Raw genomic sequence first — 18,468 nt, 5'->3', positions numbered from 1 at the left:
GCTTACGCTCATCGTGTAGGAGCTGCCGAGGGCTGCGATCTTTTGCTTTTCTGTGGGAGCGAGCCTGCTCGCGATGGCGGCCTGACAGCCGACCTGATCTAGAGGTTTTGCCCAATCCAACTGTAGGAGCTGCCGAAGGCTGCGATCTTTTGATCTTGCTTTTGCTCCTGCTCTCACTCCTACAAGGACCGGAGCTCACGTCAAAAAATGTGGTGCAACACAACCCCTGTGGGAGCTGACCTGCCAGCGATGGCGGTCTGATGGACAAAGCCCTCCAACGGCCACCTCCGGCAAAAAACAAGGAATGTTTCCCGCGCCGCGCAGTCGGAGTTCAGGTATTACCCATCACAAAGAGGTTCACCGATGAACAGTAAAACCCTAATCGCCAGCCTGGCCCTTGTCGCCGGTATTGCCGCGATCAGTCCCCTTGTTCAAGCGGCGCAAACCTCAAGCGACCCTCAGGTGCAATCGCCGACCAGCGACCGCCAACTGAAGGTCAACGACCGCGCGCCGGAAATGTACCAGCGCGAGGAAAAGGCGTTGAAGAACTGGAAAGCCAAAGGTCTGAAAGCGCCGATCGAGCAAGCGCAGTGGGTGCAGATCAACGATCACTACGTCATGGTAATGATCACCAACGGCACGATTGTCGAGATGCAGCCGGTCGAGAAATAGCCTGAACACCGCGGGGAGCTTTTATACAAGCTCCCCCTTGTCCCAAAGATGCACCAGCTCCCCCGGCGCCTGATCCTCCGGCACCTTCAACACCATTTCCCCGGACTTGTAGCGCACTTCAATCTGATAGAAGCGTTGATCCCCGCGTCCGGATTTCTTGCTGTCCAGCGGCAGACATCCTTCCAGCACCGAGCAGATTCTTGAGCGCTGGCTGATGTCGCATCGCGCGAATTCGATTTCCCGTGGGCGGCTCAGGCTGTGGATCGCTGCAACGCCACCCTGGCGAGATACGCGCAAAACGGATTCGTCATCCAGCTCGGGTAGCGTTTTCATACAGCCTCCTCGGATTATTCGATGCCGACCTGCGCCCAGGCGTCCTGCACGGCTTCAGTCGCTTTGGCGCCGAAGCGTTGGCCGGCGTGCTCGATGGTCAATTTGGCGAACGCGTCAAACGTCGCGTCCTGGCTCAAGCGATCATCGCACAGCGTGTCGTACCAGATGGGGCCGGCTTTCTCCCAGGCAAAGCCGCCGAACGCTCGGGCCGCGAGATAAAACGCGCGGTTGGGAATGCCGGAATTGATGTGCACCCCGCCATTGTCTTCGCTGGTGATGACGAACTTGCGCATGTGGTCCGGTTGCGGATCCTTGCCCAGCAATGGGTCGTCATACGCCGTGCCGGGGTGCGACATCGAGCGCAGGCCCTTGCCCTGGATTTTCGGCATCAGCAGGTCGGCGCCGATCAACCAGTCCGCCTGCTCGGCCGTGTGGCCCAGGGTGTATTGCTTGGTCAGCACACCGAATACGTCCGATAGCGACTCGTTCAACGCACCGGACTGGTTGGCGTAAACCAGACCGGCCTCACTCTCGGTGACGCCATGGGCCAGTTCATGGCCAATCACGTCCAGCGAACGGGTGAAACGCTGGAAGATTTCGCCGTCGCCGTCACCGAAGACCATCTGCGCACCGTTCCAGAATGCGTTCTCGTAGCCCTGGCCATAATGCACGCTGCCAATCAGGGCAAAGCCTTGATTGTCGATCGAATCGCGACCGAGCACTTTCCAGAAGAAGTCATAGCTGGCGCCCAACGCATCGTAAGCCTCATCGACCGCCGGATCGCCCGACGGCGGCTGGCCTTCCAGGCGCACCGGCATGCCCGGCAGAAGCATTTTGTTCTGCGCATCATGCACGCTGCGCCGCGCCAGGCCGGGCTTGGTGGCTTCCGGCAGAATTGCCCGCGCCGGCGGCTGCGAAGGGCGGCCGGGATTGGGCAACAGGCTGCGCACATGGTTGAGCGTCTGCATCGCGGCACTGCGCTGCGGCTCCGAACCGTGGGCAATGATGCGGTTGAGGATGTAGGGCGGAATGAAACTGCGCAGCAATCTAGAGTCGGTCATCAAAGCATCCTTGTCGTCATACGATGTCGATACCTATGTGAGCGGCGCTGCGTGTTTTCGGTTCCATGGATTGCCATCGGCGACGGATTCTGCGAAAAACGCCGTCCGCGACAATCTCGACAGAGCCAACGACATGACAGACGAACTGCAAATCATCGACCTGCAACCGGGCGACGGCAAAACCGTGGTCAAAGGCGCCCTGATCACCACCCAGTACACCGGCTGGCTGGAAGACGGCACTGAGTTCGATTCTTCCTTCAGCCGAGGCAAACCTTTTCAGTGCGTAATCGGCACGGGCCGGGTGATCAAAGGCTGGGATCAAGGCCTGATGGGCATGCAGGTGGGCGGCAAACGCAAATTGCTGGTGCCCGCGCATCTGGGGTACGGCGAGCGCAGCATGGGCAAGATTGCGCCGAATTCGAATCTGGTGTTTGAAATTGAGTTGCTGGAGGTTTTGACGCGGGAGGATTGAGGTCTGAGGAACGTGCGTCTGGCTGAAGCCACCCTCATCCAGACGCTTGCAACTTCGGATGCTCAGGTGAACATCTCTATATCGTCAATCGTGTCCTCAATGACGCCCTGCAACGAGGGCATCCGACGCCTTACGTTTTCGAGCGCCGGCAAAACGGTTTCGGTATCCAGTCTTCCATGCCGACGAGCGATATGGCCCAGGGCGGTGATGGCAGAGGCGGCAATCGCTTCGGTTTCGCTGGAGAGGTACTTGGAGCAGATTTCCTCTGCCCAACTGCCATCGGGTTCATTCAAACCAATGGAAATCAGTGCGCGAATGACATTTTCCTGAGCGCCGCTGGCCAGTAATCGTATGGATTCATCATGATCTATTGACGGGTCTTGGTAGGTGAGGCTCACTTTCTTGCTCCCAGAATATTGCCCTTGCTGTCTACTTTCTTGGCTTTGATCAATGCGTTTTTCATGTCTTGATGAAGCTTATTCCATGGTCTTACGTGTCCGTGGTAGACCTCACCACCAGTGCGATCAAAAACGACCAACTCATTGGCATCGGGATCGACTCCAATCCTGCGCGCAGATGTAGGCTTTACCTGAACCGAACTCTCCAAAGCCTTCTGCCCATTCGAGGGACCTTTGCTTTTGACCGGCGTGTCTTTTTTTCCATGGTAGTTGGCAGCGTCGAACTCAAGTGCCAAGACAATGTAAAGAGGCTTTATTCCCGAGTCAGCCGGAAAGACCAGAATAAAATCCTGGTACTCAGGCGGGTAAACCGGATTGACAATGATTTTGTCCGCCTGCTCGGTCGGCGGGTATACCCAGATGTGCGGAACCTGCGGTGCACCCTCCAGCGGCGGAATTGCCGATCCGCGTGACGAGTCTACTGAGGGAGTCCAGAGTAGGGTCGACCCATTGCCAAAATCTGCGACGTACGAGGCGCCTTGCTTGACGAACTGGACGACAGGAATCATTTCCCAATCGCTGCGCGTTTGAGTGTTGTATCCGTATCCTTTCACCGTGCCGTCGGGCTGCTGTTCTACATGCAATCGAACCCGAGTCCGAGCTGTCTCGAGCGACTGTAGTTGCTCGTCTGTGTAGAGAGCGCTATCGGCGAGACTCGATGGCCACAGTAGCGCAACCAATCCGAGCAACCCCCCTGCGACGACACCGCCGGTGGCCAGGCTTGTGCTACTTGCGGTCGCAGTGCTGGCGCTCAGACTGCCAGAGCTGCCGAGAGCAAAAGCTCCGATGGATGCCTGCAGATTGGTGGCGCCAACAGCCTTTAGTGAGATATTCCCGGCCGAGTCACGCTCACGCCCCGCTAGCAAGGACAGCGTTCCATAATCCGAAATTTTCCCAACCGGTATAAATCCGGATGGATTGGCATCATTGATAACACCGTCCGGCAGCTTGCAACTTTTCACAAACACACAGCCGCTTCTATTTTGCTGTTGCTGTATGACCTGGTTGCGAAGTCGGTCTTCATGGGCCTGCTGCCGCGCCAGCATGTCTTCATAAGCGCCATGCGCGGCCTCGCGCTCAGCAAGTTCGCTGGCAGTCATGTAGCGGGTGGTGATGTGGTGTCCGTCTCCCTCTGGCAGGTTTTGGACCCGGGGGATGTCTTTCTTGCGAGCCATGAGCGTCCTTGTCCGCTGTTTAAAAACGAAGCGGACGCTAAAGCAACGAAGAAGTGATGGATGTAGGACGCGTCTGAAAGTGTTGCGGTTGTTACAACTGTAAAAAGGTCAAGAAACTATCGAATTCAGGTGTGCCAGATCACCTGCAGAGAAAGCGCTTATATTTTCGCCGAGCACGCCATTCATCGGCGTCTTTGTTATTTCCAATGCGCATTTCGACAACCCATTGCCAGACTCGTCAACAAATCGCTTTACCCTCCCGCCCAAACCGCTCCCGATAAACCGATGGCGGTACGCCCACCACACTGCGAAACGCCACACGAAAACTTTCCACCGAGCGATAGCCGCAGCGCTGGGCGATCTGCTCGGTGTGTTGATGGGTGCTCTCGAGCAATTCTCGCGCCCGCGCCAGGCGTTCATGCTGCAGCCACGCCTTGGGCGATTGGCCGCTGGCTTCGGTGAAGCGCCGCAGAAAGGTGCGCTCGCTCATTGCTGCTTCGCTGGCCAGATCGCGGACTTCCAGCGGTTCGTGCAGGCGTTCGCGGGCCCATTGCATGACGCGCGACAAGTCGCTGCGTGGTGTCGGGCTGACCGGCGTGGGGATGAATTGTGCCTGGCCACCGGTGCGTTGCGGCGACATGACCAGACGCCTCGCGACGGTGTTGGCGACCTGGGTGCCGAAGTCGCGCGTCACCAGATGCAGGCAGGCATCGATGCCGGCGGCGCTGCCGGCGGAGGTGATCAACTGACCGGCGTCGACGTAAAGCACATCCGGATCGACTTCAATGGCCGGGAAGCGTTGCGCCAGTTCGCTGGTGTAGCGCCAGTGGGTGGTGGCGCGGTGGCCGTCGAGCAAGCCGCTGGCCGCAAGGACGAACACGCCAGAGCAGATCGACAGCAAACGAGCACCACGGTCATGGGCGCGGCGCAACGCTTCGATCAGCGCTGGCGGTACAGGGGCGTTGCGGTCGCGCCAGCCGGGGATGACGATGGTACGCGCTTCGGCGAGCAGTTCGAGGCCGCCATCGGCCAGCACTTGAATCCCGCCCATGGCGCGCATCGGGCCTTGATCGACCGCGGCGATCGCATGCTCGTACCAGGGGAAATCGAACTCTGGCCTGGCCAGGCCGAAGATCTCCACGGCGATGCCGAACTCGAATGTGCAGAGGCCATCGTAGGCCAGAATGGCAACCAGATTCGGGTGAGTGGGCATTTGGCGGAAAACTCCCGGTCGGTGTCTTGTACGCCACTGTAGCGGCAAGCGGCGCCTCGATAAAGTCTGTTCACATCACACCGACAAAGGAGCAACACCGCATGACCAGCCTGGTTCGCGAAATTCCTGCCGCCTCATCGGCCATAGCCCTGATGCATTTCAGCAACCGCCTGACCTTCGAAACCGATTGCTCTGACGTATTCAGCAGCCAGGAGGCCGGGGAGGTCGACTTTGTTTTGGTGGATGTGCGGGGGCCACTGGCTTTCGAGCGCGGACACGTGCCGGGGGCGATCAATATCCCGACACGCTTGCTCACGGCGGATCGCTTGGCCGAATACCCGAAAAACAGCTTGTTCGTGGTGTATTGCGCCGGGCCGCATTGCAACGGCGCGAACAAGGCTGCAGTGAAACTTGCCGCGTTGGGTTATCCGGTCAAAGAGATGATTGGTGGCGTCACCGGATGGCTGGATGAAGGCTTCAAACTGAGCTCGGCGTCAGCAGCCAGCGCCCCTGTCGCTTGCGAATGCTGATCCCTGTGTAGGAGCTGCCGAAGGCTGCGATCTTTTGATCTTGCTTCTCGCGATCAAGATCAAAAGATCGCAGCCTTCGGCGGTTCCTACAGGGGGAATCATCGTTTTTTGCTCTGAATACAGTCTTGTCCTACAGCCTTTGCACCACCACGGCGCACGCGTTGACCCTCGTCAATGCGTGCGCCGAAGTTCTGTAAGTATTTGTCGCTTAAAAACAATTGCCCCTGTGCGCGTCGCCATAGACTGCCGGCCACTTCGGTTTTTGCCGTTACCACGCCATGACCGAACGCTGAATCCAAAGCTGCCAATAAAAGCCTCCGCACGGGAGTAATAAATGAAAAAGCTAGTGATGTTCGGTGCCCTGGCACTGTCGATGTTGTCCCTGACCGCTGTGGCCGCCGACGCCAAGCCGATCCGCATCGGTATCGAAGCCGGTTACCCGCCATTCTCGATGAAAACCCCTGACGGCAAACTCACTGGTTTTGACGTGGACATCGGCGACGCGCTGTGTGCGCAGATGAACGTCAAATGCACCTGGGTCGAGCAAGAGTTCGATGGTCTGATCCCGGCGCTGAAAGTGAAGAAGATCGACGCGATTCTGTCGTCGATGACTATCACCGATGACCGCAAGAAAAACGTCGATTTCACCATCAAGTACTACCACACCCCAGCCCGCTTCGTGATGAAGCAAGGCTCGGGCGTCAAAGACCCGCTGACCGAGCTCAAGGGCAAGAAAGTCGGTGTGTTGCGTGCCAGTACCCACGACCGTTACGCAACCGAAGTGTTGGTGCCGGCCGGGATCGAACTGGTGCGCTACGGCTCGCAGCAGGAAGCCAATCTCGACATGGTTTCCGGGCGTATCGATGCGATGCTGGCCGACTCGGTCAACCTCAGCGACGGTTTCCTGAAAACCGACGCCGGCAAGGGCTTCGAATTCGTCGGACCGACCTACGAAGACGCCAAATATTTCGGCGGCGGCGCCGGCATTGCAGTGCGCAAGGGCGATACCGCGCTGGCTGAGCAGTTCAACAAAGCCATCACCGAAATCCGCGCCAATGGCGAGTACAAGAAAGTCCAGGACAAGTACTTCGACTTTGACGTATACGGCCAGTAATAAGCCGTAAGAAAAAGTGGCCACCGTTTGCGCAGTGGCCACTTTTTTTATGCTTTCCTATTGGTGGACATTCCCTGTGGGAGCGAGCCTGCTCGCGAAAGCGGTTTAACATTCGACCTATTCATCGTCTGACGTAACGCATTCGCGAGCAAGCTCGCTCCCACAAGGGAATTGCGTGATATCAGCCATTCAGGAGTTTGCCATGCAACGCATCGACCACGTTCTGCCCTGGAGCCACTTGGGCAGCGAGCGCTCACTCAGTGTGTTTCGTTACGGTGCGGGCAGCCGCAAGGTGTATATCCAGGCCAGCCTGCACGCCGACGAATTACCGGGCATGCGCACCGCGTGGGAACTCAAGCTGCGCCTTAACGAACTGGAACAGCAGGGCCGCTTGCAAGGCGTTGTCGAACTGGTGCCGGTGGCCAACCCGATTGGGCTGGATCAGCATCTGCAAGGCAATCACATGGGCCGCTTCGAGCTGGGCAGCGGCAAAAATTTCAACCGGGCATTCGTCGAGCTCAGCGCCCCTGTGGCCGCGTTGGTCGGCGAGCAACTGGGCGCGGATGCCCAGGCCAATATCGCACTCATCCGCCAGGCAATGGCGCAGGTGTTCGATGAGTTGCCGGCGCCGGTCTCGCAACTGCAAGCCTTGCATAGGCTGTTGCTGCGCCACGCTTGCGACGCCGATATCACCCTCGATCTGCATTGCGACTTCGACGCTGCGATTCACCTCTACGCACTGCCGCAACACTGGCCGCAATGGCGATCGCTGGCCGCTCGACTGAAGGCGGGCGTGGCGTTGCTGTGTGAGGACTCCGGTGGTAGCTCGTTTGACGAGTCCTGCTCGACGCCGTGGCTGCGTCTGGCCCGGGCATTCCCCAACGCGGCGATTCCAGCGGCGAATCTGGCGACCACGCTGGAATTGGGCAGCATGGGCGACACCCGCGTCGATCAGGCGCAGGCCAATTGCGAGGCGATTCTGGGCTTTCTCGCCGAGCAGGGTTTCATCAGCGGTGAATGGCCGGCGGCGCCGAGCGAGTGCTGTGAGGGCCTGCCATTCGAAGGCACCGAATATCTGTTCGCCCCGCACCATGGCGTGGTCAGCTTCCTGCGCAATGCCGGTGAATGGGTAGAGCAGGGCGATGCGCTGTTCGAGGTAGTCGATCCGTTGCAGGATCGCGTGACCACCGTGCGCGCCGGCACCAGCGGAGTTCTGTTCGCGATCGATCGCGGGCGCTATACCGAACCGGGGATCTGGCAGGCGAAGGTGGCGGGGCGGATACCGTTTCGTACCGGGAAGCTGACCAACGACTGATGGATTGCGAGTGAGTTTTCGGACCTCTTCGCGAGCAAGCTCGCTCCCACATTTGAATGCATTCCCTTGTGGGAGCGAGCTTGCTCGCGAAAGGGCCACCAGCAACACCACTAGATTTAGATCTTCACTCTGCAATGTTAGGCTCCCACGCGAACCCGACACGCTGTGAAGGAACGCTCAATGTTGAAAGTCTTCGCTCTGCTGACCCTGCTCGCATCCACCGCCGTCCACGCACAAACGACCCTGCAATCGGATCTGCCGCTCAAATACCTCGAACAGGTTCACGCCGACGCCAAGCCGCGTCCGCTGGTGATTTTCCTGCACGGCTACGGCAGTAACGAGGCCGATCTGATCGGTATGAAATTTCAACTGCCGACGCAGTACAACTACCTGTCGGTGCGCGCGCCAATGTCGCTGGGTGAGGGACGTTACCAGTGGTTTCGCAAAAAAGGCGAAGGTGCCTACAACGGCGAGACCGACGATCTGAAGGTCAGCGGCCAGAAGCTGCGCGACTTCATCGCCCAGGCCGCGAAGAAATATCACGCCGCGCCGGACAAGGTGTACCTGATCGGCTTTAGCCAGGGCGCGATGATGAGCTACGAAGTCGGCCTGCGAGCGCCAGTGGTCGTGGGCGGATTTGCCGCGTTGAGCGGGCGCTTGTTGCCGGTACTGAAGGCCGAACTCAAGCCCGGGCAACCGCCGCTGCCGCTGAGCATTTTCATCGGCCATGGCACCGCCGATGATCCGGTGCCTTACCGCCATGGCACCGAGGCCAATGCTCTGCTGCAGAAGCTCGACTACCAACCCGAGTTTCACGCTTATCCCGGCGCCGGCCACAGCATCACTGCGGCCGAACTGCGCGACTTGAATGGCTGGTTGCAGCGGCTCAATCCTTGACGATGGCTTTTACCAGGGCGTCGTGAGCCTTTTTGTCGCTGGCGCGGGAAATCACCTGCACCAGCGCCATTTTCGTCCCGGAGCCAGCCAGCAACGTGGTGTTCAGCGTCTGGCCACCGCCCTGAGTGGCCGTGCTGTCAACCTGACGCAAACCCAGGCCAGTGCCTTTCTGAGTCAGGCTTTTCTCACTGAGCTTGTTGAAATCCGGCAGCGCCTTGCGTTGGTCGTCGATGAAACTCGACACGCTGCCGTCGAGAAATTCACCGTCGTTGTCCTTGACGTTCTGCCCTTGCGGGATCTGATTTTCGGCGGCGATGACCACGGTTTTGGTGGTCTGGTTGGTGTACATCGTGCCCTTGGCGCCGCTCGGGCTGGCGGGCAGCGGGTCGGCGACGAACCCTTTGGGCAGGACGAAGGAGAACTTGCCGTCGAGCATCGAGACCTTTTCGGTTTTGACTTTTTCCCTGGCGGCGTGCGCGTTGATCGCGGCGAATCCGGCGACGGCAGCCAGTATCAGGACGGCGGCTTTTTTGCTCAACAATGACATGTGAATCTCCGGTGAATGGTCGCGCGAGGCGGGCGATCATCCCACGCAGAGCGTGATCACTCCAGTCCGGCTCGTCTGGACACGGTGCAATTGTGGCGAGGGAGCTTGCTCCCGCTCCAGGGCGCAGCACTGGAAAAGCGGACACTTTGGTGCGTCAGGTGTGCTGAGTCGGATGGGTTTGGGGCCGCTTCGCTGCCCGGCGGGAGCAAGCTCCCTCGCCACGAGTGTGTTTCAAGGTTGGGTTGAAGTAGTGTTGGCGGGGGCGGGTCTGGCCAGCAGTTTGCGGGTCACGCCGAGCATGGCTACCGACACTGCCACGCCCACCACAAAACTGCTCAGGCCCATGCTGGGCAAGGTCAATGCCGACACCAGACAGAACGCCGAGAACGAATACATGCCGGTTGCCGTCGCTCGCAATAGCGCCGCAGTGAACGCCGGCCCGCGAGTCTGTTGCGAGAAAACCGCCATCACGCTGCCGAGCACCGGGAACACCGCGAGCAGGCCGCTCCAGCGTTCGCCGACGGTGCTGGCAAGCAGCGTCACCAGCAGCGTTAATGCCGCACCGGCAATCATCCGCCAGATCAATCTGTCCGACTTCGGTGCTGGCCCGTTCACCGCCGGCTGCACCTCGGGAAACAGATACGGCGATGCCAACAGCGCAACGGACGCGACGACCACCGAGAACGGCAAGGACGCCGGAATCACCGACAACAGCAGTGCCAGCACGCCCCAAACGCTCAATGAAGCCGCCAATGCCCATGGCCAAGTCGCCCGCTGTGCGACCTGCGCATACGTAATGCAGAAGGCGATCATCGCGAACATCGCTGACAGCGCCGCGACGGCGGATTGCGCGGCAAACTGCTGGCCTTGTTCGATCGCCAGGAAGAACAGAATCGGCCCGACCACCACCGGCAACCCCGACAGCCACCCGGCCACGCTCGGCCCCCAGCGTTTGCCCGCCAACGAGATCAGCAGGAGAAAACCGGGAATCAGCAGCAGTTTGAGGATCAGCACGTAAGTGTCTCGGTCAATAATGGTGAGTCACGTTAACATTGCTCACTGAAGATTGCTGCCTATGCGTGCAAGTTTTGTATACAAAATTCCATGGGCGAATGCGGCTATGCTCTGAACATCAGCATGCAGCGGAGACAATACCGCGATGAAAAGAACACCGAAGCTTGCACGTGGATGTTGTGGCATCGGCTTGTGGGCATTGCTGCTGACGCCGACATGGGCCAATTGGCAGGATGCTGTGCCGGGTGCGCAGATCATCGGCAGTGGCGATTTCAGCGTGTTCGGCTTCGACGTCTACAGCGCGCGCCTGTGGAGTACCGGGCGACCTTTGGTGGATGGCCAGCCCTTTGCGCTGGAGCTGATCTACCGCCGTGCGATCTCGCGCGACGATCTGGTCAGTACCAGTGTCGATGAGATCAAGCGCCTGAACGGCTCCCGCGTCAGCCCGGCGCAACTGGCCGGTTGGCAAGTGCAGATGCAGCAATCGTTTGTCGATGTGCAGGCCGGCACCCGCATTACTGGTGTGTATCTGCCGGGGCAGGGTGCGCGTTTTTTTGTGGGGCAGAAGCTGCAACACGAGATTGAAGATGCGCAATTTGCCAAGGCGTTTTTTGATATCTGGCTGGATCCGCGAACGCGCAGTCCCGAGTTGCGCGAGCAGTTGCTGGGCGTGAGTCAATAAGATCAAGAGACCGCATTCCACAGGTAGGAGCGGCCGAAGGCTCGGGCCGCGATCGGACGATCTTTTGCTCTTCAACGCTTCGTTCGAAACGACTAAGCTGCCCGGCTCCCGTGTTTGTTTCTGGATGTGTGCGTGAAATTCAGTTTTCCCAAAATCGCCACCGCGCCGTTTTGTCCGCCGGAAGTGGCCGGCAGTGTCGCGGTCGATCCGACTGCCTCGTTCTTCAAGCGCGTGCTGCGTTTTGCCGGCCCAGGTTTGCTGGTGTCGATCGGCTACATGGATCCGGGCAACTGGGCGACCGCGATCGAAGCCGGATCGCGCTTTGGTTACAGCCTGCTGTTTGTGGTGCTGCTCGCGAGTCTGGCGGGCATGGTCGTGCAGTGCCTGTGCTCGCGGCTGGGCATCGCCACCGGCCGCGATCTGGCGCAACTGTCCCGCGAGCGCTACAGCACGCCGACCGCGAGGTTGCAATGGGTCCTGGCAGAGATATCGATCATCGCCACCGACCTTGCCGAAGTGCTCGGCTGCGCGCTGGCGTTTCATTTGCTGCTCGGTTGTTCGCTGACTTTCGGCATCGCCCTGACGGCGTTCGATACGCTGCTGGTGCTGGCCTTGCAGAATCGCGGTTTCCGCCGTCTCGAAGCGATCATGCTGGTGCTGGTCGCGACCATTGGCGGGTGTTTCTTTGTTGAGCTGCTATTGATCAAGCCGTACTGGCCAGACGTAGCGCAGGGCTTCAAGCCTTCGCTGTCAGCCATCGGCGATGCTGCGCCACTGTATTTGGCGATCGGCATTCTCGGCGCCACGGTGATGCCGCATAACCTTTATCTGCACACCTCGATCGTGCAGACGCGGATGATCGGCAAGGATCTGGCGAGCAAGCAGGACGCGGTAAAACTGGCGCGCATCGACACCATCGGCTCGCTGGCGCTGGCGCTGTTGGTCAACGCGGCGATTCTGATTCTCGCCGCAGCGGCGTTTCACCAATCCGGGCATACCGATGTGGTCGACATTCAGGATGCCTATCACTTGCTCGACCCACTGGTCGGCGGTGCGCTGGCGAGTGTGTTGTTCGGCGTGGCGCTGCTGGCGTCGGGGCAGAGTTCGACCTTCACCGGGACCATCGCCGGGCAGGTGATCATGGAGGGCTATCTGAACCTGCGGATCCCGTGCTGGCAGCGGCGGTTGATCACTCGCGGGCTGGCGCTGATTCCAGCGTTCATCGGTGTGTGGCTGCTCGGTGATGGCGCGATTGGCCAGTTGCTGGTGTTGAGTCAGGTTGTGCTGAGCCTGCAATTGCCGTTTGCCTTGTATCCGCTGATTCGCATGACCAACGACCGGCAATTGATGGGGGCGTTCGTCAATCGCTGGCCGACCCGGGTGCTGGCGTGGGGGCTGTTTGTGTTGATCAGCGGGGCGAATGGCTGGTTGATAATGCAGTGGGCGGTTTGATCACCAAGTGGCGGTGACTGCGCAGGTCTCTTCGCAAGCAGGCTCGCTCCCACATGGCTTGGTGATGACCTCGACATTGTGGGCGCGAGCCTGCTCGCGAAGACTGACCATCAGGCGCCGCCAATGCTGAACAGTGGAATCCGCCCATTGAGCGAAGGCCCGTAATACCAGGCGAGGCTATCCAGATCAAGGCCACTGGCAAGGATTTTATTCAAGGTCGCAGCGGCAATAGTCATCGCCAGCCCTTGCCCCGGACACGCATGCCGACCGTTGCCAAAACTGAAACTGCGCCGATTCGGCCGCTGCAGCAGAAACCGGTCAGGCTGTTCGTTCAACGCTGGATCCCGGTTGGCCGAGGCCATCAGCAGCAGCACCACATCACCTGCCGCAAGGCGCATGCCGTCGATTTCACAGCAAGCGGCCAAGAACCGGCGGGTGTTCTGCACGGGTGGGTCGAAGCGTTGAACTTCCGCCAGCAGATTCTCCCTGGGTGCGGCGCGTAATTCAGGCTGACGCTGCAACATGATCAATGCGTTGCCGATCAACCCGGCACAGGCATCGAAGGTCTGCGAGCAGAGGCCGATCAGATTGGCAACCAAGGCGTCTGGGTCGCCTTCGAAACGCTGCCTGATCCCCGCCAGTAAGGCGCTGCTCACTTCGGCATCGGCCAACAGCTCGATGAAAGAGCCGCGTAACTGCGCCGCCGCAGCATGAGCAGCGGCAATTTGCGAGTCGTTGCTCAACGGCGAGAGGCACGCGACGAAATCAGCGGTCAGTTCGCTGATGGTGCGGCTCTGTGCCGGAGCGAAGCCGAGCAATGTCGCGACAACCGCGACCGGGCCGCGAAACATTGCTTTGCAGAGGCCATCTGCATCCGCGGTGAATAGTCGGGCCGCAACTGACTCATGCACTGCTGTGTCATCGATCAACTCAAGCGCCGGTTCGATGGCCGAGCGTGGACAGCGCTGGCGTTCGCCGTCATTCATGCGCATCAGCCGGCCGAAAACTTCGCCGGCCATTCCTGTCGCAATCGCCTGTGGAACCGGTTCCGAGGCCGGACGCACGCGACAATCGGCCTGCGCCAACACCGCCTCTACTGCCCGTGCGCTGCTGGCAACCCACAGTTTCAGCCCGTGATGAAAGACCAATCCGCCCGCAGCGCGGAGTTCGGCGTAATAAGGATAGGGATCGGCGTGAGTCGCAGCGCGAAGCGGGTCCATGATTGGCAGCCTTGTCAGCGGAGAAAGTGTTGCTACTATCTCCAGTCCTTGCAGGCGACGATTCGTTCGGGAGCGAAATATGCACGCAGAGCATCAAGATATCGGCGTCTCGCAAGTCGCCGCCGCCATCGCCGAACCGGCGCGGACGAAAATGCTCTGCTCGCTGATGGACGGCCACGCCCGTACCAGCACCGAACTGGCGACCATTGCCGACGTCAGTGCTTCCACTGCCAGCGCGCATCTGAGCAAGCTCAAGGATCTGGCGCTGGTGCGCCTGCATGTGCAGGGCCGTCATCGCTATTACAGCCTCGCCGATCCGCGCGTCGCCCAAGCGCTGGAGGCGTTGATGGTGATCGGCCAGAACGCCGCGCCGACGTTCAAATCGCACACGCCGGATCGTCTGCAATTTGCCCGTACCTGCTATGACCACATGGCCGGGACACTGGCAGTGTTGCTGCATGATCGTTTGGTCGAGCAGGGTTGGCTGGTGCAGACCGATGAGCTGGCGTATCGCTTGAGCGACAGCGGCGAGGCGCTGTTTGTGGGGTTGGGCATCGATGCGCAGGCGCTCGTCACCCTGCGCCGAAAATTTGCCTGCCCATGTCTGGACTGGAGCATGCGCCGCCCGCATCTGGGCGGCTCGCTGGGAGCGGCGTTGTTGCAAACGGCGCTGAAGCGCAAATGGGTGACGCAGGATCTGGACAGTCGGGCGTTGACGCTGACGGCGCTGGGACGCAGAGAGATCAGTGCGCGGTTCGGCTTTGAGGTGCCGGTAGACGGACAGATCAAAAGATCGCAGCCTTCGGCAGCTCCTACAGAAATCGCGTACATCCGATAAATCTCGACCCTACCCAATCCATGTAGGAGCTGCCGAAGGCTGCGATCTTTTGATCTATGCCTTGCGCCGACGAGGGGTCGTTGCCGATCTTGTGCACGCGCGCCTGACTCTATACTGTATATGCACACAGTAAAGAGCCCGCGCCATGCAAATCATCGACAAGCTCAGCATCCTCGCCGACGCCGCCAAGTACGACGCCTCCTGCGCCAGCAGCGGCGCGCCCAAGCGCAGCTCCGAGGGCAAGAGCGGGCTCGGTTCGACGGACGGCATGGGCATCTGCCACAGCTATACGCCGGACGGGCGCTGCGTATCGTTGTTGAAGATTTTGCTGACCAACTTCTGCCTTTACGATTGCCAATACTGCGTCAACCGCCGTTCCAGCGACGTGCCGCGTGCACGGTTCACTCCAGAGGAAGTCGTCACGCTGACCATGGATTTCTACCGGCGCAATTGTGTCAGTGGTCTGTTTCTCAGCTCGGGGATCATCCGTTCGGCGGACTACACCATGGAGCAACTGGTACGCGTGGCCAGGTTGTTGCGTGAAGAGCACGAGTTTCGCGGCTACATCCATCTCAAGACCATTCCGGAAGCCGACCCTGCCTTGATCGAAGAAGCGGGGCGCTACGCCGATCGCCTCAGCGTCAACATTGAACTGCCCACCGACGCCAGCCTGCAGACACTGGCGCCGGAAAAAGACATCACGTCGATCAAGCAAGCGATGAACACCATCTACACCGGTGTGCAGACGGTGCTGAACGAGCCGCGCTCGGCGAAGTTCGCCCCGGCCGGGCAAAGCACGCAACTGATCGTCGGTGCCGATGACACCGATGACAGCACCATCCTTCACAGCGCCCAGTCTCTGTATGGCAACTTTCGCCTGCGCAGGGTTTATTACTCGGCGTTCAGCCCGATCCCCGACAGCCCGAAAAGCGTGCCACTCGCCGCGCCACCGCTGATGCGCGAGCACCGCTTGTATCAGGCTGATTTCCTCTTGCGCAGCTACGGCTACAGGGCCGATGAATTGCTCAACGGGCCGGGTAATCTGGCGCTCGACATCGATCCGAAGCTGGCTTGGGCACTGGAGAATCGCGAGGTGTTCCCGTTGGACCTGAACCGCGCCGACGCGACCCTGATCGCGCGCATTCCCGGTATCGGCTTGCGCACCACCGAACGCCTGGTCGAGCTGCGTCGCCAGCGCCGCATCCGTTACGAAGACGTAGCGCGGATGCGCTGTGTGCTGGCCAAGGCCAAGCCGTTCATCATCACCAGCGACTATCACCCGCAACAGGCCGAGGTCACCAGTCACATGCTCTATCAGCAATTGCGCGATCGGCCGATGCCGCAGCAGATGGGGCTGTGGGGATGATCAGCCTTGATTGTGACGATCTGTTCGATGTCTGGCGGCAGCAGGCGCGCTGGTTGCTCAGTCATGAAATCGACCCGAGTCTGGTCAGTTGGGCGGCGGAAGGTGTGGGCGATCTGTTTGCCAGCGACGATCACGTGCCCGAAGGGCAGGGGCCGTTTCAGGCGCGTATCCCGCGCGCGCTGCTCGACACCCTAGAACAAGCGGCTCGTTATCGCGGCGAACAACGCTGGAGCCTGTTGTATGAAGTGCTGTGGCGAGTCAGTCATGGCGATCGCACGGCGATGATGGCCGGCGACAAACTCGGCAGCGAGTTGCAGCGGCGCATCAAACAGGTCAGCCGCGAGGCCCATCATCTGCATGCGTTTGTGCGTTTCATCGAGCGGCCGAAGGATCTGCCCGGTCCGCAATACGTGGCCTGGCAGGAACCTGCCCATGACATTTTGCACAGCGCCAGCGAGCACTTCATCGGACGCATGGGCCAGCACCGCTGGTTGATCGCCACGCCGCGTGACGGTGTGTATTACGACGGTGAGCAATTGATTCACGAGCGCCAGTGCCCGATTGAATGGCAGCAATTGGCGCAGAACGTCGACGACCCCCATGGCGATCTGTGGCTGACCTATTACAGCCACATCTTCAACCCGGCGCGGTTGAACCCGAAGGTCATGCAGGGGCATCTGCCGGTGCGTTTCTGGAAAAATCTGCCGGAAGGGGAGTTGATTCCGGGACTGATCACCCAGGCGCGGATGGGCAAGCAGCAGAATGGGCAGGCGAGCGGGATTGCCGATCGGACGGGTAAACGCATTACATTGAAATAAAAATCAAAAGATCGCAGCCTTCGGCAGCTCCTACAGAGACCGTGCAGGAGCTGCCGAAGGCTGCGATCTTTTGATCTTTTACCCCAACAAAAAGCCCCCATCAATCACTCAATGGAGGGCTTTTCCAGCATCAACAATGGTCACTTCAAACCTTGACGATCCAGCCCGCTGGCGCTTCGATGTCGCCGGTCTGCACGCCAGTCAGCTCTTTGTAGAGCTTCTGGGTCACCGGGCCAACCTCGGTTTCGCTGTGGAACACATGCAGGTGGTCGTTGTAGCTGATGCCACCGATCGGGGTGATCACGGCAGCGGTACCGCAGGCACCGGCTTCCTTGAAGTCCGACAGTTTGTCGATCAGCACGTCGCCTTCAACCACTTCCAGGCCCAGACGCGATTTGGCCAGTTCGATCAGCGACAGGCGGGTAATGCCCGGCAGAACCGACGGCGAGTTCGGGGTGACGAACTTGTTGTCGTGGGTGATCCCGAAGAAGTTGGCCGAACCGACTTCCTCGATTTTGGTGTGGGTCATCGGATCGAGGTAGATCGCGTCGGCGAAGTTGGCTTTTTTGGCTTTCGAGCCCGGCATCAGGCTGGCAGCGTAGTTGCCGCCGACCTTGGCGGCACCGGTGCCCTGTGGCGCGGCGCGGTCGTAGCTGGAGATCTGGAAGTTGTGCGGGGTCAGGCCGCCCTTGAAATAGGCGCCGACCGGGATGCAGAAGATCGAGAAGATGAACTCGGGCGCAGTACGCACGCCGATGTTGTCACCCACACCGATCACGAACGGACGCAGGTACAGCGCGCCGCCAGTGCCGTAAGGCGGGATGAAACGCTCGTTGGCGCGCACCACGGCTTTGCAGGCTTCGATGAACTGCTCGGTGTCGACCGTCGGCATCAGCAGACGCGCGCAGCTGCGTTGCATGCGCAGGGCGTTCTGGTCCGGGCGGAACAGGTTGATCGAGCCGTCCTTGCAGCGATAGGCCTTCATGCCTTCGAAGCATTGCTGGCCATAGTGAAGGGCAGTGGAGCCTTCGCTGATGTGCAGGACGTTATCTTCGGTCAGGGTGCCTTTGTCCCACTCGCCATTGCGAAAGTACGACAGATAGCGCTTGTCGGTCTTGATGTAGTCAAAACCCAGCTTGTCCCAATTGATGCTTTCGTTACCCATGACACCCTCTATCACTGAACAACCGCCGAAACGGTTCAAGGCTTCTGACGTTTTTTTGGATGGGCACAACAATACTTCATTCTTGAGCGGTTTCGCAGCCCGGACTATCGGATGACACACAGATAA

At 59.7% G+C, this 18,468-nt stretch carries 21 protein-coding genes; 11 read left to right on the top strand and 10 right to left on the bottom strand.

Features of this window, described 5'->3' with window-relative positions:
- The first annotated feature begins 363 nt into the window (after positions 1 to 363).
- Positions 364 to 672, top strand: a complete 309-nt coding sequence (locus VNV36_RS04435) for an RcnB family protein (RefSeq protein ID WP_325716626.1) — start codon at positions 364 to 366, stop codon at positions 670 to 672.
- Between the two features lie 21 nt (positions 673 to 693).
- Here the strand turns inward: VNV36_RS04435 and VNV36_RS04430 are convergent, their stop codons facing one another.
- Both VNV36_RS04430 and VNV36_RS04425 read right to left on the bottom strand, forming a co-directional pair.
- Positions 694 to 1,005: a protealysin inhibitor emfourin gene (locus VNV36_RS04430; protein ID WP_325716624.1), complete on the bottom strand. Its 312-nt coding sequence runs from the start codon at positions 1,003 to 1,005 to the stop codon at positions 694 to 696.
- 14 nt (positions 1,006 to 1,019) lie between these two features.
- On the bottom strand, positions 1,020 to 2,066 hold the full coding sequence (locus VNV36_RS04425) for a M4 family metallopeptidase (RefSeq protein WP_325716622.1): 1,047 nt from the start codon (positions 2,064 to 2,066) through the stop codon (positions 1,020 to 1,022).
- Positions 2,067 to 2,199: 133 nt separating this feature from the next.
- On the opposite strand from VNV36_RS04425, the gene VNV36_RS04420 reads away from it, so the two are divergent.
- A complete protein-coding gene (locus tag VNV36_RS04420) occupies positions 2,200 to 2,538 on the top strand; it encodes an FKBP-type peptidyl-prolyl cis-trans isomerase (protein ID WP_325716620.1) in 339 nt (112 codons plus the stop codon).
- Positions 2,539 to 2,600: 62 nt separating this feature from the next.
- Here the strand turns inward: VNV36_RS04420 and VNV36_RS04415 are convergent, their stop codons facing one another.
- From VNV36_RS04415 to ftrA, 3 genes are all read right to left on the bottom strand, one after another.
- Positions 2,601 to 2,936, bottom strand: a complete 336-nt coding sequence (locus VNV36_RS04415; protein WP_325716618.1) for a hypothetical protein — start codon at positions 2,934 to 2,936, stop codon at positions 2,601 to 2,603.
- Positions 2,933 to 4,171, bottom strand: coding sequence for an S-type pyocin domain-containing protein (locus VNV36_RS04410; protein WP_325716616.1), 1,239 nt, complete (start codon positions 4,169 to 4,171; stop codon positions 2,933 to 2,935). Before VNV36_RS04410 ends, VNV36_RS04415 begins: the two co-directional genes overlap by 4 nt.
- A 238-nt stretch (positions 4,172 to 4,409) precedes the next feature.
- Entirely contained in the window at positions 4,410 to 5,384 is a 975-nt protein-coding gene (gene ftrA / locus VNV36_RS04405; protein ID WP_325716614.1) for a transcriptional regulator FtrA, read from the bottom strand.
- A gap of 101 nt (positions 5,385 to 5,485) precedes the next feature.
- On the opposite strand from ftrA, the gene VNV36_RS04400 reads away from it, so the two are divergent.
- The gene (locus VNV36_RS04400) at positions 5,486 to 5,914 is read left to right on the top strand and encodes a rhodanese-like domain-containing protein (protein ID WP_325716612.1); all 429 of its coding nucleotides are present in this window, start codon (positions 5,486 to 5,488) and stop codon (positions 5,912 to 5,914) included.
- Between the two features lie 98 nt (positions 5,915 to 6,012).
- On the opposite strand, the gene VNV36_RS04395 is transcribed toward VNV36_RS04400, so the two are convergent.
- Positions 6,013 to 6,222, bottom strand: a complete 210-nt coding sequence (locus VNV36_RS04395; RefSeq protein ID WP_325716610.1) for a hypothetical protein — start codon at positions 6,220 to 6,222, stop codon at positions 6,013 to 6,015.
- Between the two features lie 26 nt (positions 6,223 to 6,248).
- On the opposite strand from VNV36_RS04395, the gene aotJ reads away from it, so the two are divergent.
- The 3 genes from aotJ to VNV36_RS04380 all read left to right on the top strand — a co-directional run bounded on the left by aotJ (position 6,249) and on the right by VNV36_RS04380 (position 9,240).
- On the top strand, positions 6,249 to 7,028 hold the full coding sequence (gene aotJ / locus VNV36_RS04390; RefSeq protein ID WP_325716609.1) for an L-arginine-binding protein AotJ: 780 nt from the start codon (positions 6,249 to 6,251) through the stop codon (positions 7,026 to 7,028).
- 202 nt (positions 7,029 to 7,230) lie between these two features.
- Complete coding sequence (locus tag VNV36_RS04385; RefSeq protein WP_325716607.1) at positions 7,231 to 8,343, top strand: succinylglutamate desuccinylase/aspartoacylase family protein; 1,113 nt, start codon at positions 7,231 to 7,233, stop codon at positions 8,341 to 8,343.
- Positions 8,344 to 8,523: 180 nt separating this feature from the next.
- Complete coding sequence (locus VNV36_RS04380; protein WP_325716605.1) at positions 8,524 to 9,240, top strand: alpha/beta hydrolase; 717 nt, start codon at positions 8,524 to 8,526, stop codon at positions 9,238 to 9,240.
- On the opposite strand, the gene VNV36_RS04375 is transcribed toward VNV36_RS04380, so the two are convergent.
- Positions 9,230 to 9,787, bottom strand: a complete 558-nt coding sequence (locus VNV36_RS04375) for a DcrB/PsbP domain-containing protein (protein WP_325716603.1) — start codon at positions 9,785 to 9,787, stop codon at positions 9,230 to 9,232. The genes VNV36_RS04380 and VNV36_RS04375 overlap by 11 nt on opposite strands.
- 231 nt (positions 9,788 to 10,018) lie before the next feature.
- Positions 10,019 to 10,801 carry a hypothetical protein gene (locus tag VNV36_RS04370; protein ID WP_325716601.1) on the bottom strand — a complete coding sequence of 261 codons (783 nt, stop codon included), beginning with the start codon at positions 10,799 to 10,801 and terminating at the stop codon, positions 10,019 to 10,021.
- 145 nt (positions 10,802 to 10,946) lie between these two features.
- Between VNV36_RS04370 and VNV36_RS04365 the strand changes: the two genes are divergently transcribed.
- Positions 10,947 to 11,483: a chalcone isomerase family protein gene (locus VNV36_RS04365; RefSeq protein ID WP_325716599.1), complete on the top strand. Its 537-nt coding sequence runs from the start codon at positions 10,947 to 10,949 to the stop codon at positions 11,481 to 11,483.
- A gap of 132 nt (positions 11,484 to 11,615) precedes the next feature.
- The gene (locus tag VNV36_RS04360; protein ID WP_325716597.1) at positions 11,616 to 12,935 is read left to right on the top strand and encodes an Nramp family divalent metal transporter; all 1,320 of its coding nucleotides are present in this window, start codon (positions 11,616 to 11,618) and stop codon (positions 12,933 to 12,935) included.
- 110 nt (positions 12,936 to 13,045) lie between these two features.
- Here VNV36_RS04360 and VNV36_RS04355 read toward each other — a convergent pair whose 3' ends face one another.
- Positions 13,046 to 14,155, bottom strand: coding sequence for a cytochrome P450 (locus tag VNV36_RS04355; protein ID WP_325716594.1), 1,110 nt, complete (start codon positions 14,153 to 14,155; stop codon positions 13,046 to 13,048).
- 79 nt (positions 14,156 to 14,234) lie between these two features.
- On the opposite strand from VNV36_RS04355, the gene VNV36_RS04350 reads away from it, so the two are divergent.
- From VNV36_RS04350 to VNV36_RS04340, 3 genes are all read left to right on the top strand, one after another.
- Entirely contained in the window at positions 14,235 to 14,993 is a 759-nt protein-coding gene (locus tag VNV36_RS04350; protein ID WP_325716592.1) for an ArsR/SmtB family transcription factor, read from the top strand.
- A gap of 145 nt (positions 14,994 to 15,138) precedes the next feature.
- Positions 15,139 to 16,359, top strand: a complete 1,221-nt coding sequence (locus VNV36_RS04345) for a putative DNA modification/repair radical SAM protein (RefSeq protein ID WP_325716590.1) — start codon at positions 15,139 to 15,141, stop codon at positions 16,357 to 16,359.
- Complete coding sequence (locus tag VNV36_RS04340; protein WP_325716588.1) at positions 16,356 to 17,177, top strand: TIGR03915 family putative DNA repair protein; 822 nt, start codon at positions 16,356 to 16,358, stop codon at positions 17,175 to 17,177. The genes VNV36_RS04345 and VNV36_RS04340 overlap by 4 nt, the downstream gene beginning before the upstream one ends.
- A gap of 145 nt (positions 17,178 to 17,322) precedes the next feature.
- Here VNV36_RS04340 and VNV36_RS04335 read toward each other — a convergent pair whose 3' ends face one another.
- Positions 17,323 to 18,342, bottom strand: coding sequence for a branched-chain amino acid aminotransferase (locus tag VNV36_RS04335; RefSeq protein ID WP_186551860.1), 1,020 nt, complete (start codon positions 18,340 to 18,342; stop codon positions 17,323 to 17,325).
- Positions 18,343 to 18,468: the final 126 nt, after the last annotated feature.

It is taken from the genome of Pseudomonas sp., assembly GCF_035554175.1.
In the GTDB taxonomy this organism is placed as follows: Bacteria; Pseudomonadota; Gammaproteobacteria; order Pseudomonadales; family Pseudomonadaceae; genus Aquipseudomonas.
The sequence above is the reverse complement of the archived record's forward strand: the minus strand, read 5'-3'. Positions and strand labels throughout refer to the sequence as shown.

Excerpts from the sequence above, each read along its gene's own strand:
- VNV36_RS04350 (WP_325716592.1), top strand. The coding sequence starts at position 14,235 with ATGCACGCAGAGCATCAAGATATCGGCGTCTCGCAAGTCGCCGCCGCC.
- VNV36_RS04435 (WP_325716626.1), top strand. The coding sequence starts at position 364 with ATGAACAGTAAAACCCTAATCGCCAGCCTGGCCCTTGTCGCCGGTATT.
- VNV36_RS04400 (WP_325716612.1), top strand. The coding sequence starts at position 5,486 with ATGACCAGCCTGGTTCGCGAAATTCCTGCCGCCTCATCGGCCATAGCC.
- VNV36_RS04420 (WP_325716620.1), top strand. The coding sequence starts at position 2,200 with ATGACAGACGAACTGCAAATCATCGACCTGCAACCGGGCGACGGCAAA.
- VNV36_RS04365 (WP_325716599.1), top strand. The coding sequence starts at position 10,947 with ATGAAAAGAACACCGAAGCTTGCACGTGGATGTTGTGGCATCGGCTTG.
- VNV36_RS04345 (WP_325716590.1), top strand. The coding sequence starts at position 15,139 with ATGCAAATCATCGACAAGCTCAGCATCCTCGCCGACGCCGCCAAGTAC.
- VNV36_RS04410 (WP_325716616.1), bottom strand. The coding sequence starts at position 4,171 with ATGGCTCGCAAGAAAGACATCCCCCGGGTCCAAAACCTGCCAGAGGGA.
- VNV36_RS04385 (WP_325716607.1), top strand. The coding sequence starts at position 7,231 with ATGCAACGCATCGACCACGTTCTGCCCTGGAGCCACTTGGGCAGCGAG.
- VNV36_RS04380 (WP_325716605.1), top strand. The coding sequence starts at position 8,524 with ATGTTGAAAGTCTTCGCTCTGCTGACCCTGCTCGCATCCACCGCCGTC.
- ftrA (WP_325716614.1), bottom strand. The coding sequence starts at position 5,384 with ATGCCCACTCACCCGAATCTGGTTGCCATTCTGGCCTACGATGGCCTC.
- VNV36_RS04375 (WP_325716603.1), bottom strand. The coding sequence starts at position 9,787 with ATGTCATTGTTGAGCAAAAAAGCCGCCGTCCTGATACTGGCTGCCGTC.
- aotJ (WP_325716609.1), top strand. The coding sequence starts at position 6,249 with ATGAAAAAGCTAGTGATGTTCGGTGCCCTGGCACTGTCGATGTTGTCC.
- VNV36_RS04335 (WP_186551860.1), bottom strand. The coding sequence starts at position 18,342 with ATGGGTAACGAAAGCATCAATTGGGACAAGCTGGGTTTTGACTACATC.
- VNV36_RS04355 (WP_325716594.1), bottom strand. The coding sequence starts at position 14,155 with ATGGACCCGCTTCGCGCTGCGACTCACGCCGATCCCTATCCTTATTAC.
- VNV36_RS04425 (WP_325716622.1), bottom strand. The coding sequence starts at position 2,066 with ATGACCGACTCTAGATTGCTGCGCAGTTTCATTCCGCCCTACATCCTC.
- VNV36_RS04430 (WP_325716624.1), bottom strand. The coding sequence starts at position 1,005 with ATGAAAACGCTACCCGAGCTGGATGACGAATCCGTTTTGCGCGTATCT.
- VNV36_RS04340 (WP_325716588.1), top strand. The coding sequence starts at position 16,356 with ATGATCAGCCTTGATTGTGACGATCTGTTCGATGTCTGGCGGCAGCAG.